The 12,180-nt window shown below is 60.8% G+C and carries 12 protein-coding genes; 5 read left to right on the top strand and 7 right to left on the bottom strand.

All coding sequences use genetic code 11. The features are described from left to right. Positions 1 to 249 precede the first annotated feature (249 nt). Positions 250 to 1,137, top strand: coding sequence for a protease HtpX (gene htpX / locus CQ002_RS18025; protein WP_034102803.1), 888 nt, complete (start codon positions 250 to 252; stop codon positions 1,135 to 1,137). A gap of 62 nt (positions 1,138 to 1,199) precedes the next feature. Here the strand turns inward: htpX and CQ002_RS18030 are convergent, their stop codons facing one another. Continuing rightward, complete coding sequence (locus CQ002_RS18030; RefSeq protein WP_105161875.1) at positions 1,200 to 1,856, bottom strand: thiopurine S-methyltransferase; 657 nt, start codon at positions 1,854 to 1,856, stop codon at positions 1,200 to 1,202. Positions 1,857 to 1,959: 103 nt separating this feature from the next. On the opposite strand from CQ002_RS18030, the gene CQ002_RS18035 reads away from it, so the two are divergent. Continuing rightward, positions 1,960 to 2,727, top strand: coding sequence for a class III extradiol ring-cleavage dioxygenase (locus tag CQ002_RS18035; protein WP_069022519.1), 768 nt, complete (start codon positions 1,960 to 1,962; stop codon positions 2,725 to 2,727). A 79-nt stretch (positions 2,728 to 2,806) separates the two neighbouring features. Here CQ002_RS18035 and CQ002_RS28600 read toward each other — a convergent pair whose 3' ends face one another. Both CQ002_RS28600 and CQ002_RS18045 read right to left on the bottom strand, forming a co-directional pair. After that, complete coding sequence (locus tag CQ002_RS28600; RefSeq protein ID WP_234010405.1) at positions 2,807 to 3,826, bottom strand: hypothetical protein; 1,020 nt, start codon at positions 3,824 to 3,826, stop codon at positions 2,807 to 2,809. A 290-nt stretch (positions 3,827 to 4,116) separates the two neighbouring features. Continuing rightward, entirely contained in the window at positions 4,117 to 5,790 is a 1,674-nt protein-coding gene (locus CQ002_RS18045; RefSeq protein ID WP_034102799.1) for a DEAD/DEAH box helicase, read from the bottom strand. A 423-nt stretch (positions 5,791 to 6,213) separates the two neighbouring features. On the opposite strand from CQ002_RS18045, the gene CQ002_RS18050 reads away from it, so the two are divergent. After that, complete coding sequence (locus CQ002_RS18050) at positions 6,214 to 7,005, top strand: crotonase/enoyl-CoA hydratase family protein (protein WP_034102798.1); 792 nt, start codon at positions 6,214 to 6,216, stop codon at positions 7,003 to 7,005. Between the two features lie 117 nt (positions 7,006 to 7,122). Here the strand turns inward: CQ002_RS18050 and CQ002_RS18055 are convergent, their stop codons facing one another. Further along, entirely contained in the window at positions 7,123 to 7,878 is a 756-nt protein-coding gene (locus tag CQ002_RS18055) for a spermidine synthase (RefSeq protein WP_034102797.1), read from the bottom strand. Between the two features lie 124 nt (positions 7,879 to 8,002). On the opposite strand from CQ002_RS18055, the gene CQ002_RS18060 reads away from it, so the two are divergent. Further along, positions 8,003 to 9,349 carry a class II 3-deoxy-7-phosphoheptulonate synthase gene (locus tag CQ002_RS18060; protein ID WP_034102795.1) on the top strand — a complete coding sequence of 449 codons (1,347 nt, stop codon included), beginning with the start codon at positions 8,003 to 8,005 and terminating at the stop codon, positions 9,347 to 9,349. A gap of 98 nt (positions 9,350 to 9,447) precedes the next feature. Here the strand turns inward: CQ002_RS18060 and CQ002_RS18065 are convergent, their stop codons facing one another. Then, positions 9,448 to 10,677 carry a winged helix-turn-helix domain-containing protein gene (locus tag CQ002_RS18065; RefSeq protein ID WP_105161874.1) on the bottom strand — a complete coding sequence of 410 codons (1,230 nt, stop codon included), beginning with the start codon at positions 10,675 to 10,677 and terminating at the stop codon, positions 9,448 to 9,450. Positions 10,678 to 10,722: 45 nt separating this feature from the next. Continuing rightward, the gene (locus CQ002_RS18070) at positions 10,723 to 10,929 is read right to left on the bottom strand and encodes a DUF1127 domain-containing protein (protein WP_069022513.1); all 207 of its coding nucleotides are present in this window, start codon (positions 10,927 to 10,929) and stop codon (positions 10,723 to 10,725) included. A 70-nt stretch (positions 10,930 to 10,999) separates the two neighbouring features. Between CQ002_RS18070 and CQ002_RS18075 the strand changes: the two genes are divergently transcribed. Continuing rightward, complete coding sequence (locus CQ002_RS18075; protein WP_034102789.1) at positions 11,000 to 11,881, top strand: LysR family transcriptional regulator; 882 nt, start codon at positions 11,000 to 11,002, stop codon at positions 11,879 to 11,881. On the opposite strand, the gene CQ002_RS18080 is transcribed toward CQ002_RS18075, so the two are convergent. After that, on the bottom strand, positions 11,871 to 12,180 hold a 310-nt coding region (locus CQ002_RS18080; protein ID WP_146119694.1), incomplete at its 5' end, for a sulfite exporter TauE/SafE family protein. The genes CQ002_RS18075 and CQ002_RS18080 overlap by 11 nt on opposite strands.

Below are 12,180 nucleotides of genomic sequence, written 5' to 3' on the forward strand. Positions count from 1 at the left end.
TTCTCTGCTCCTCCTGCGTATCAACGCTTCGCTGGCAGCAAAAACGCCACCGCCCCCCTATGATTAAAGGGTTCCATGGCAACGGCGAACCAATCAAGACGCCTTTTCAACCACGGAAAAACCCTTCAAGGCTCTACATTCAGGCTGTAGGACACAGTTTGAAATAGTCGCTCGGTTGAATCACCCCATGGCGCACCTTATATACCCCGCAGTAAGCGACATATTAAGCATGAGGAGAACTCTACAACCATGATGCGCATCCTGCTGTTCTTGGCCACTAACCTTGCGGTCGTGCTGATTGCCAGCATCACCTTGAGCCTTTTCGGCTTCAACGGGTTCATGGCGGCCAACGGGGTTGACCTGAACCTCAATCAGCTGCTGGTTTTCTGTGCGGTCTTTGGTTTTGCCGGCTCGCTGTTCTCGCTGTTCATCTCCAAGTGGATGGCGAAGATGAGCACCAGCACCCAGGTCATCACCCAGCCACGTACCCGGCATGAGCAATGGTTGCTGCAGACTGTCGAGCAGTTGTCCCGCGAGGCGGGCATCAAGATGCCCGAGGTCGGGATCTTCCCGGCCTATGAAGCCAATGCCTTTGCCACCGGCTGGAACAAGAACGACGCACTCGTTGCGGTCAGCCAGGGCATGCTGGAACGCTTCTCTTACGATGAAGTGAAGGCCGTACTGGCTCACGAGATCGGCCACGTGGCCAACGGTGACATGGTCACCCTGGCGCTGGTCCAGGGCGTGGTGAACACCTTCGTGATGTTCTTCGCGCGGATCATTGGCAACTTTGTCGACAAGGTGATCTTCAAGAACGAAGAAGGCCGCGGCATTGCCTACTTCGTGGCAACCATCTTCGCTGAAGTGGTGCTGGGCTTCCTGGCCAGCGCGATCACCATGTGGTTCTCGCGCAAGCGCGAATTCCGTGCAGACGAAGCCGGTGCGCGCCTGGCGGGCACCGGGGCGATGATTGCAGCGCTGCAACACCTGCGCTCCGAACAGGGCCTGCCGGTGCACATGCCGGACAGCCTGACCGCCTTCGGCATCAACGGTGGCATCAAGCAGGGCATGGCTCGCCTGTTCATGAGCCACCCGCCGCTGGAAGAGCGCATCGACGCACTGCGCCGTCGGGGCTGATAACCAGCCGTTACGCAAGAAGGGGCGATTTGATCGCCCCTTTTTTGTGGGCGCTTATATTGTCAACGCATCGTTAGCTGATAGACACGCTCGTCGAGCCACGTGACGCCGTCCTGCACGAACTTCCAGCTCTCACCCAGAATGTCTTGCGCCTCCAGCGCCTCCAAGGTCCATTCCGAACCGAACAGCACCTTCACCTCGTCGTCCGTCACCGCAAACGGTGGTCCGGCTTTCTGCGCCTGGTCGTAATCGAGGGTGATCAACAACCCCTGGCAGCCTGGAAGCAGCAGGCTGTTCAGGTGTTCGGCGTATCGCGCACGCATCAGCGGCGGCAAGGCAATCAGTGCGGCGCGGTCATACAGTGCAGTGCAACCGGCCAGGACGTCGGCGTCCAGGGCGAAGAAATCGCCACACCACACCTCGACCCGATCAGCCTGATAAACCGTGAAGGCGCCCCGCTGTGTGATGCGTGGCGCCAGGTTCTGCTCACTGAAGAACGCCTCGACGGCCTGCTCCGACAGCTCCACGCCCAACACCCGCAGCCCACGGCTGGCCAGCCAGATCAGGTCCAGGCTCTTGCCACACAATGGCACCAGCACTTGGGTGTCCTCGGCGAGCGCGAGCTGCGGCCAGTGTCGTTGCAGGTACGGGTTGACCTCAGGCAAATGGAAGCCGATCTGATTGCGCGCCCAGCGCTCCTGCCAAAACTTAGGCTCCATGGATCCCCCCGGAAATTCGATCAAAAGGCACTAAAACTTATATTAGATTTAGATCAATGATCTGATTGAAGATGGGCCCATGTTAACGCTCAGGACCCCACTTATGCTCCCCAGCCTGTTTATCTCCCACGGTTCGCCCATGCTCGCCCTGCAACCCGGTGCCAGCGGCCCGGCATTGCTGCGCCTGGCGGCCGAGCTGCCACGACCCAAGGCAATCGTGGTGGTGTCGGCGCATTGGGAAAGCCAAGAGCTGCTGGTCAGCGGCAGTCCCGCGCCCGAGACCTGGCACGACTTCGGCGGCTTCCCCCGCGAATTGTTTGCCGTGCAGTACCCGGCGCCAGGCGACCCGCAACTGGCCGGCGAGATCGTCGAGCGGCTGCATGCCGATGGACTGGATGCACGCGTCGATGCACAACGCCCTTTCGACCATGGCACGTGGGTGCCGCTGTCGCTGATGTACCCGGCGGCGGACATTCCGGTGGTGCAGGTGTCCCTGCCCAGCCGCATGGGCCCTGCCCTGCAGACCCGCGTCGGGCATGCCCTGGCCGGTTTGCGCGAGCAAGGTGTGCTGTTGATCGGCTCCGGCAGTATTACCCATAATCTGGGTGAGCTTGACTGGCGCGCCGGCCCCGAGACCATCACCCCATGGGCGCTAGAGTTCCGCAACTGGGTCGTCGACAAACTGGCAGCCAACGATGCAAACGCCTTGCACGACTATCGCCGCCAAGCGCCGAATGCCGTGCGTAGCCATCCCAGTGATGAGCACCTACTGCCGCTGTATTTCGCGCGCGGTGCCGGTGGCGATTTCAGCGTGGCACACCAGGGCTTCACCCTGGGCGCGCTGGGCATGGACATCTACCGCTTCGGTTGACAGAGTCCGTCGCTGGAATGGGACAGTCTGTAGGTGATAGACACTAAGGCGATAGCCCTGCAACTATCAAGGGCACGGGCTAGGCCTTCTTCTCAGACCCCACTCCTTTAAAGGAAAAGTGGATTTCCTTTCCTACACCGGAGTCTTTGGTCACCCGTTGGGTGCCCACCATCGAGTTCTTGTACCTGCCGTAAAAACCAGTACTGTTGATTACACCAACTTTAATATTCCCCTTATCGTCTGTAGTAAAGGGCGCTGAAAAACTGCCGCCCGTTGGCGCAATCTGCGAACTTCGGTTTATTTTCTCGCCATACTGCTCAACAAACCCAACTTCTCTGCCCGCCAGTGCAACGTCTCTGTCGACATAAAGATCTTGGACGTGCTGTTTGGGCCCCGGATTATCGGGATCCGTGACATCCTGAATATAAGCGCTCAACTTCCGGGGATTTTCAGGATCCCGCACCACCGTCAAATTATACTTATGCCCAAACTTAAAATCGACCAATGTGCTATTACTCGCGCCGTTCCCCCCATCAAACTCGCCGCGACCTTGTGGCGCTTTGAAATGCGAACCGGATCCGGAAAATGTAACCAGCGCCTTGCCATCTCCACGTGGCTGCATCCCTATATAGCCGCGACCGAGGGGCTTGCCATTGTTGTCATTAACGCCAAATTGCATCGCATAATAAATACCCGCATCCTTGCCTGTCTTTCTTTGGAGGCCTTCGTCAATACTCATTGGAAACGTGATATTGCTCAACCCAGGGTGCGTTGCGGACAGTGAGTAACTCACACCATACAACCCATTGGGTGCTGTGGCTTCCTTCTTGATTTCGAGTTTTGGATCGCTCACCTTATCAAGCTTCGAGTGATGGATTGTGATCGTGGGCGAAATAGCTTTCGAGGAAACTTCTCTTAATAGCCGCCTCGGAGCATCATTCAATACGCTAAAGCCCCCTGATGACCGAAGGCTATTTTTATCTTCTTGGTACTGATCATTACGTGGCTCACCAGCCATATTAAAGGAAGGTTGCACGAGAGGATGAATAACGGGCTCAGGTATTCTTGATAGGGGACGGTGTGAGTTATCAACGCGCATAACAGCTACAGCCTCTTTCCAGTGAGTTCAATCATCACTCGACATTAGTGACTCACTTACAAGCAGGCTGCCAGACAGGTCAGTCATACGCTCGGACTTTTCTTAAACCTGATGTGATCATTAGCTGACAACGAAAACCGATAGTTCAGAAAATACCTAAACACCCTCCGCTCTATGAAGCACTACCCCACCAAGCGAGTAGCTTTTGCGTGCATACCCAACGCCAGGCAAAAAAAATCCCCGAACCAGTCGGGGATTTTTTATGTTCGATCAATCAGCCCGGGGGCGGATCAATCTTCGCGGTAGCGACGCAGCTTCAGCTGCTTACCGGCAACGCGAGTGTCCTTGAGCTTGGCCAGCAGTTTTTCCAGACCGTCTTCCGGCAGCTCCACCAGGGAGAAGCTGTCACGGACCTGGATGCGACCGATGGCTTCACGTGCCAGGCCACCCTCGTTGAGGATAGCGCCCAGCAGGTTCTTGGCAGCGATACCGTCACGCGCGCCCAGCGCGGTGCGGCAACGAGCGCGGCCTTCAGCCAGTGGAACCGGAGCGCGACGCTCGCGATCACCACGCTCTGGGCGGTCACCGGAACGCTCTGGACGATCACCGCGTGGCGCGCTGTTCGGGACCAGTGGACGTTCTTTCTCGATGGCTGCCAGGGTCAGGGCCTGACCATTGGTGGCTTTGCGCAGCAGGGCTGCAGCCAGGGCACGCGGGGTGCAACCGATATCGGCGGTCAGGCGGTCCAGCAGGTCGCCGTGGGTCGATTCAGCGTCAGCCACCAGAGGCGCCAGGCTGTTGGTCAGTTTCTTGATGCGCGCATCCAGGACTGCCTGGGCATCCGGCAGGCGTACTTCAGCGACTTTCTGACCGGTTACACGCTCGATCACTTGCAGCATGCGGCGCTCACGCGGAGTCACCAGCAGCAATGCACGACCTTCGCGACCCGCACGGCCGGTACGGCCGATACGGTGAACGTAGGACTCTGGATCATAAGGCATGTCAACGTTGAACACGTGGGTGATACGTGGAACGTCGAGGCCACGGGCGGCAACGTCGGTCGCCACAACGATGTCCAGGCGGCCATCCTTGAGGGAGTCGATGACGCGCTCACGCTGGTTCTGGGCGATGTCGCCGTTCAGCGCAGCAGCTTTGTAGCCTTTGGCTTCCAGGGCACTGGCCAGGTCCAGGGTCGCTTGCTTGGTGCGCACGAACATGATCAGGGCGTCGAAGTCTTCGACTTCCAGCAGGCTCAATACAGCCGAGGTCTTCTGGTCAGCGTGAACCAACAGGTGAGCCTGTTCGATCGCGGTAACGGTCTGGGTCTTGGTCTGGATCTTCACGTGTTGCGGATCGCGCAGGTGGCGTTCGGCAATGGCACGGATCGACTGTGGCAGGGTGGCCGAGAACAGCACGGTCTGACGGGTTGGTGGCAGCGCCTTGAAGATGACTTCCAGGTCATCCATGAAGCCCAGCTTCAACATTTCGTCAGCTTCGTCGAGAACCAGGTGGTTCACGGTCGACAGTACTTTCTCGTCACGACGCAGGTGGTCGCACAGACGGCCAGGGGTGGCGACAACGATCTGTGCGCCGTTACGGATAGCCTTGAGTTGCGGGCCCATCGGCGCGCCGCCGTAAACGGCTACAACGGTAACGCCTGGCATTTGCTTGGCGTAGGTTTCAAAAGCGGTTGCTACTTGCAGCGCCAACTCACGAGTTGGCGCCAGGATCAGGGCTTGCGGTTCGCGCTTGGCAGGATCGATGCAGTGCAGGATAGGCAGGGCGAACGCGGCGGTTTTACCGGTACCGGTTTGCGCCTGGCCAATCATGTCCTGGCCGGCCATGATGATCGGGATCGATTGCTGCTGAATCGCCGAAGGTTCTTCGTAGCCAGTCGCTGCGACGGCTGCAAGAATATTCGGGTTAAGATTAAAAGCGGCGAAGCCGCCGGTTTCCTGGGTCATGGGTCTGCCTCTAAGTGCATCCGCAAAGACCCATGCTCCAAAGCTGCGCATGCCGTGTTGAGACTCAAGAGTCGCCCTGGCTGCTTTGTCGGCGGGGATTTGCGAAAACGAATGAATGAAAAAGATTCGTCAAGGGAGAGTCCGCTGTGCGGACGTGCAGCCGAAGCTGACTTCGGGGAATTGCGCTACCTAAACGCGGCCCGGTTAAAGGCCGGCGCGCACTATACCGGAAATAGCTGAAAAAGGGAGCTTTTTTTATCGGAATGCACCGAGAAAGCGCGCTGCGTCACCACCTTTGCAGATAACACCGGCAGGGTCTATTTTTCAAAGGCCCGGCCCGCCTGGTCATAACGCTTAAACGGTTCACCTGACCTTTCAGCCCCTTTGGTCTGAAAGCCTTCCCCGCTCCCGAGGGTACACCCGATGAATCAAGCCAGCAGCAGCCGCGTCAGCCGTGAACTCCAGGGCCATGTCCTGATGCTGGGCCTGGACCGGGTGGCCAAGCGCAATGCTTTCGACCTGGACCTGCTTAATGAACTGAGCCTGGCGTATGGCGAATTTGATCGAAACGACGACGCACGGGTGGCGGTGGTGTTTGCCCATGGGGATCACTTCACGGCCGGGCTGGACCTGGCCAATGTCAGTGGCGTGATGGCCGGTGGCTGGCAACCACCGCTGGGGGGCTGCGATCCCTGGGGCGTGTTTGCCGGCCCGCGTGTGAGCAAACCGGTGATCGTCGCGGCCCAGGGCTACTGCCTGACCATCGGTATCGAACTGATGCTGGCGGCCGATATCAATCTTTGCGCAAGCAACACGCGCTTTGCGCAGATGGAAGTGCAGCGTGGGATCTTCCCATTCGGCGGCGCGACGTTGCGCTTTCATCAGATCGCCGGCTGGGGCAACGCGATGCGCTGGCTGCTCACCGGCGATGAGTTCGACGCCCATGACGCCCTGCGCCTGGGCCTGGTGCAGGAAGTGATGGCCAGTGAAGACCTGCTGCCCCGCGCGGTCGAACTCGCCAACCGCATCGCCCGCCAGGCGCCACTGGGTGTGCAGGCCACGTTGATGTCGGCACGCCTGGCGCGCATGGAAGGCGAGACCGTCGCGGCCGCCGCATTACCGCCGATGGTGGATAAATTGCTCAACAGCGAGGATGCCAAGGAAGGCGTGCGGGCGATGATCGAGAAGCGGCCCGGGGTGTTCAAGGGTATTTGAACTGGCAATACCGGCCTCTTGGCCGGCAAGCCCGCTTCCGCATGTTGGCCGCATTCCCCGTTGAAATGCATTCCCCTGTGGGAGCGGGCTTGCCCACGATGGCGTCGTCACAGGCGACTAAGTCGCCGGCCGAATCGCCTTGATCAACGGCTGCAACGAGTACCCCAACCTCGGCGCCAACGCTTCGGCACGGGCCGAGAGCGCATCCATCTCCAGCTCCTGGTCCAGCTCCGACGGCACCAGCAGAATCACATTGCCCTCCTTCACCGGCAGCTCCCAGTAATGGCGGTGGTACAAGCCACGCAATAACGCTGCCCCCAGGGGTTTGCCGTCGTCGGTGGCCCACTGGTTGATCACCAGCCAGCCGCCAGGGTTGAGTTTTTTCTGGCAGTTTTCCAGGAAGGACCAGGCCAGGTGCCCGACGCCGGGGCCAACGTCAGTATAGAGGTCGACGAAAATCAGGTCGGCCGACTCGGCGCTGTCGAGCAATTGCAGGGCATCGCCAATGCGGATGTACAGCCGAGGGTCATCGTCCAGCCCCAGGTATTCGATGGCCAGGCGCGGCACGTCGGGGCGCAGTTCGATGGCCTCGACGTCCTCCAGCGGCAGGAACTTCAGGCACGCCTGGGTCAGCGTGCCCGCACCCAGGCCGAGGAACAGCGCGCTGTCCGGCTGCTCATGGCATAACGCGCCAATCAGCATCGCGCGGGTGTAGTCGTACTCCAGCCAGCTCGGGTCAGCGGTGAACACGCAGCTTTGCTCGATGGCGTCGCCAAACTCGAGAAAACGGTAATCGGCCACTTCGAGCACACGGATCATGCCGAAGTCATCATGGACTTCGGCCAGCAGGCGCTCGACACGCTCCTCGGTCATCACTACTCCTAACGGGTTTGCTGCACGGCAAAGGCGCGATTGTCGGCCAACCGGCGGCAACAGGTCACGCACTAATTGCTGATAACATTGGCGCCCGACCGTCAATCAGCCAATCGAGTTCATGATGAGCCAACCCTGGAGCCCCGACAGCTGGCGCGCCCTGCCGATCCAGCAACAACCCCAGTACCCGGACGCTGCACACTTGTTGCAAGTGGAGCAGAACCTGGCCAGCTACCCGCCACTGGTGTTTGCCGGTGAAGCCCGCGAGTTGCGCCGCCAGTTTGCCGAGGTGACCCAGGGGCGTGCGTTCCTGCTGCAAGGTGGCGATTGCGCCGAGAGCTTTGCCGAATTCTCCGCCGCGAAGATCCGCGACACCTTCAAGGTGCTGCTGCAGATGGCCATCGTGATGACCTTCGCCGCTGGCTGCCCGGTGGTGAAAGTCGGGCGCATGGCTGGCCAGTTCGCCAAGCCTCGCTCGGCGAATGATGAAACCATCGGCGGCATCACCCTGCCCGCCTACCGCGGCGACATCGTCAACGGCATCGGCTTCGACGAAAAAAGCCGCGTGCCGGACCCGGACCGCCTGCTGCAGTCCTATCACCAGTCCACCGCCACCCTGAACCTGCTGCGTGCCTTTGCCCAAGGCGGTTTTGCCGACCTGCACCAAGTGCATAAGTGGAACCTGGACTTCATCGCCAACTCCGCCCTGGCCGAGAAATACAGCCAGTTGGCCGACCGCATCGACGAAACCCTGGCCTTCATGCGCGCCTGCGGCATGGACAGTTCGCCACAACTGCGCGAAACCAGTTTCTTCACCGCCCACGAAGCGCTGCTGCTCAACTACGAACAAGCCTTCGTGCGCCGCGACAGCCTGACCAACGATTACTACGACTGCTCGGCCCACATGCTGTGGATCGGCGATCGCACCCGTCAGTTGGACGGCGCCCACGTCGAGTTCCTGCGCGGAGTGAACAACCCGATCGGGGTCAAGGTCGGCCCGAGCATGAACCCGGATGACCTGATCCGGCTGATCGACATCCTCAACCCGGACAACGACCCCGGCCGCCTCAACCTGATCGCGCGCATGGGCGCAGGCAAGGTCGGCGACCACCTGCCCAACCTGATTCGTGCAGTGCAACGCGAGGGCAAGCAGGTGCTCTGGAGCTCGGACCCGATGCACGGCAATACCATCAAGGCCAGCAGCGGCTACAAGACCCGCGACTTTGCGCAGATCCTGGGCGAAGTGAAGGAGTTCTTCCAGGTGCATCAGGCCGAAGGCAGCTATGCCGGCGGGATTCATATCGAGATGACCGGCCAGAACGTCACCGAATGCATCGGCGGCGCGCGCCCGATCACCGAAGATGGCTTGTCGGACCGTTACCACACCCACTGCGACCCACGCATGAATGCCGACCAGTCGCTGGAATTGGCGTTCCTGATTGCCGAGACGTTGAAACAGGTCAAGCGCTGAGGCGTTGAGTCGACGTCGCTGAAGCCGTCGCGGGCAAGCCCGGCTCCCACAGGTGCCCACGTACGCCTGCGGGAGCCGGGCTTGCCCGCGATGGGCCCCTACGTCACACGCTCGCTATTGATCATTGCCACCCGCAACCGGTCGGCACTCGGCCGCTGGCAATTGAGCTGCACGTGGTCCAGCCCCAGCCAGTCGGCCATTTGCCGCAGGTTCTGCGCCAGCGCGAGCATCCCCTCCTCATCCAACCCTGGCGCTTCCTCGTGCACCGCATGCACCGCCAAGCGCCCGTTGGCGCGTTCGGCGCGCAGGTCGACGCGCGCGGCGATCCGTTCGTTGTGCAGAAACGGCAACACGTAGTAGCCGTACACCCGTTTGTCTTGCGGGGTATAGATCTCCAGGCGGTAACGGAAATCGAACAGTCGCTCTGTGCGGCTGCGCTCCCACACCAGCGAATCGAACGGCGACAGCAATGCGCTGGCCGGCACTTTGCGTGGCACTTTCGGCGCGGGCAGGCAGTAGGCAAGCGGCTTCCAGCCCTGCACCTGGCACACCTGCAACTGCCCGTCCTCCACCAGTTCGGCCAGGCGATGACGGCTGTCGGCAGGGTCAAGGCGGAAATAGTCGCGCAGGTCCTTTTCGCTGCCCACGCCCAATGCAGTCGCACTGTGCAGCAGCAAGCCGCGCTGGGCTTCGGCCTCAGTGACCGTGGCTTGAAGGATGTCGCGGGGAATGACCCGCTCCGGCAAATCATAGAGCCGCTCAAACCCTCGCCGACCGGCCACCGTGACCAGGCCTGCGGCAAACAGCCATTCCAGCGCATGTTTCTCGTCGCTCCAGTCCCACCATGGGCCGGCGCGCCCCTCACGGGTCGACAAGCTACCGGCACCCAGCGCGCCCTGTTGCTCGACGGTCTGCAGAACACGCTGAATCGTGGCCTGTTGCTCACGACCAAAGCGCGCCATCTGCGAATAAATACCCTGGCCCTGCTTGGCCCGCTCCATGCGCCAGCGCATCAACGGGTACAGCGCCATCGGCAGCAGCGACGCTTCATGCCCCCAGTACTCGAACAGCGAACGCCGCCGCCCCTGGCTCCAGGCGGCCTGTTCAAGGATCAACGGGGAGTAGTTGCCCAGGCGGGAAAACAGCGGCAGGTAATGGGAGCGCACCACGGCATTGACCGAGTCGATCTGCAACACGCCCAGGCGCTCGATCATGCGGTTCAGGTGTGCGGCCTTGACCAGCGCAGGCGCCTGGCGCCCGGAAAAACCCTGTGCCGCCAGTGCCATGCGTCGAGCTTGCTTGAGTGAAAAAGACAGGTCGGCGGGCATGGGTTTCTCCGGGTAGGCTCGCCGACTACCCTACTGCATCCGCGCTCATTTTCGCAGCGGGTCCTGCCAGAAATGCAGGTGACGCTCCTGCTCGACATCGCCGCGATTGAGGCCGATGTCCTTGAGCGCATCATCACTCAAGGACGCTAGCATCTGGCGCTCCTCGTGCAGCGCCTGCCAGCGGGCAACCTTGTGAAACAGCCCGGAAAACGGACGTTTCGCCATCACCACAAAACCTTTTTGACCTTTCATCTTCTCGCCCTCCAGTGGGGATGACGGCAGTGTGTGCCCGGGCTTAAGATCAATCCAACGAATGTTTCTTATGCAATACATCTCGGAGATTGATCAATTGTCCGGCTACCCAAGCATCGACACTGAAGTGCTGCGCACCTTCGTCGCCATCGCCGACCAGGGCGGTTTTACCCGCGCTGGCGAGCTGGTCAACCGCACCCAGTCGGCGGTGAGCATGCAGATGAAGCGCCTGGAGGAGGACGTGTTGCAGCGCAAGCTGTTCGAACGTGATGGCCGGCAGGTGCGGCTGACGCCCGAGGGCCAGGTGTTGCTGGGGTACGCGCGGCGCATCCTGAAACTGCACAGTGAAGTGTTCAACACCCTGCGCGAGCCGCACATGGTGGGGTTGGTGCGCATCGGCACGCCGGACGACTACGTGATGCGTTTCCTGCCGGGGATTCTCAAGCGGTTTTCCAAGGCGTATCCGCTGATCCAGATCGAGATGCACTGCGAGGCGTCGACGGTGTTGATGCAGCGCCGCGACCTGGCGCTGACGGTCATCAGCCGTGAGCCCGGCAATGAGATCGGCGAGTTGCTGCGCACCGAGCGGATGGTGTGGGTGGCGGCCCCGTGCTTCTGCGTGGACGAGCACGATGCACTGCCACTGGCGATTTCCGGCGTCGACAGCTTCTGCACCCAATGGACCCGCGCGGCGTTGGATGCGGCGGGTCGGGACTACCGGCTCGCCTACCACAGCTCCAATGTAGCGGCGATTCAGGCGGTGGTGAGTTCTGGCCTGGCGGTGATGGTGAGCATGGAAAGCCTGGTGACCGATGACCTGCGCGTCCTCGGCAGCGAAGAAGGTTTTCCACCGCTGCCGTCGATGAATCTTCGCTTGCTGCGCAACCCGGCGATGACCTCGCCGATCACCGAATGCCTGGCGGACTACATCCTCGAAGGCTTCAGACTTTAAAGGTCAGCATCACCGCGCACACCACCAGGAAGCCGCAGAACAAGCCGCGCAGTACGCGCTCCGGCAGTGCGTGGGCCACCTTCACGCCCCAACTGATACTGAGCAAACCGCCGACGGCCAACGGCACGCCAATCATCCAGTCCACCTCCTGGTGCCAGGCGTAGGTTACCAATGTCACGCCTGTGCTGGGCAATGCCAAGGCCAGGGACAAGCCTTGGGCAACCACCTGGGTGGTGCCGAACAGGCTGGTCAGCACGGGCGTGGCAACCACTGCCCCGCCCACCCCAAACAGTCCCCCC

Origin of the sequence: Pseudomonas sp. MYb13 (assembly GCF_002980075.1) — a bacterium.
GTDB lineage: Bacteria > Pseudomonadota > Gammaproteobacteria > Pseudomonadales > Pseudomonadaceae > Aquipseudomonas > Aquipseudomonas lurida.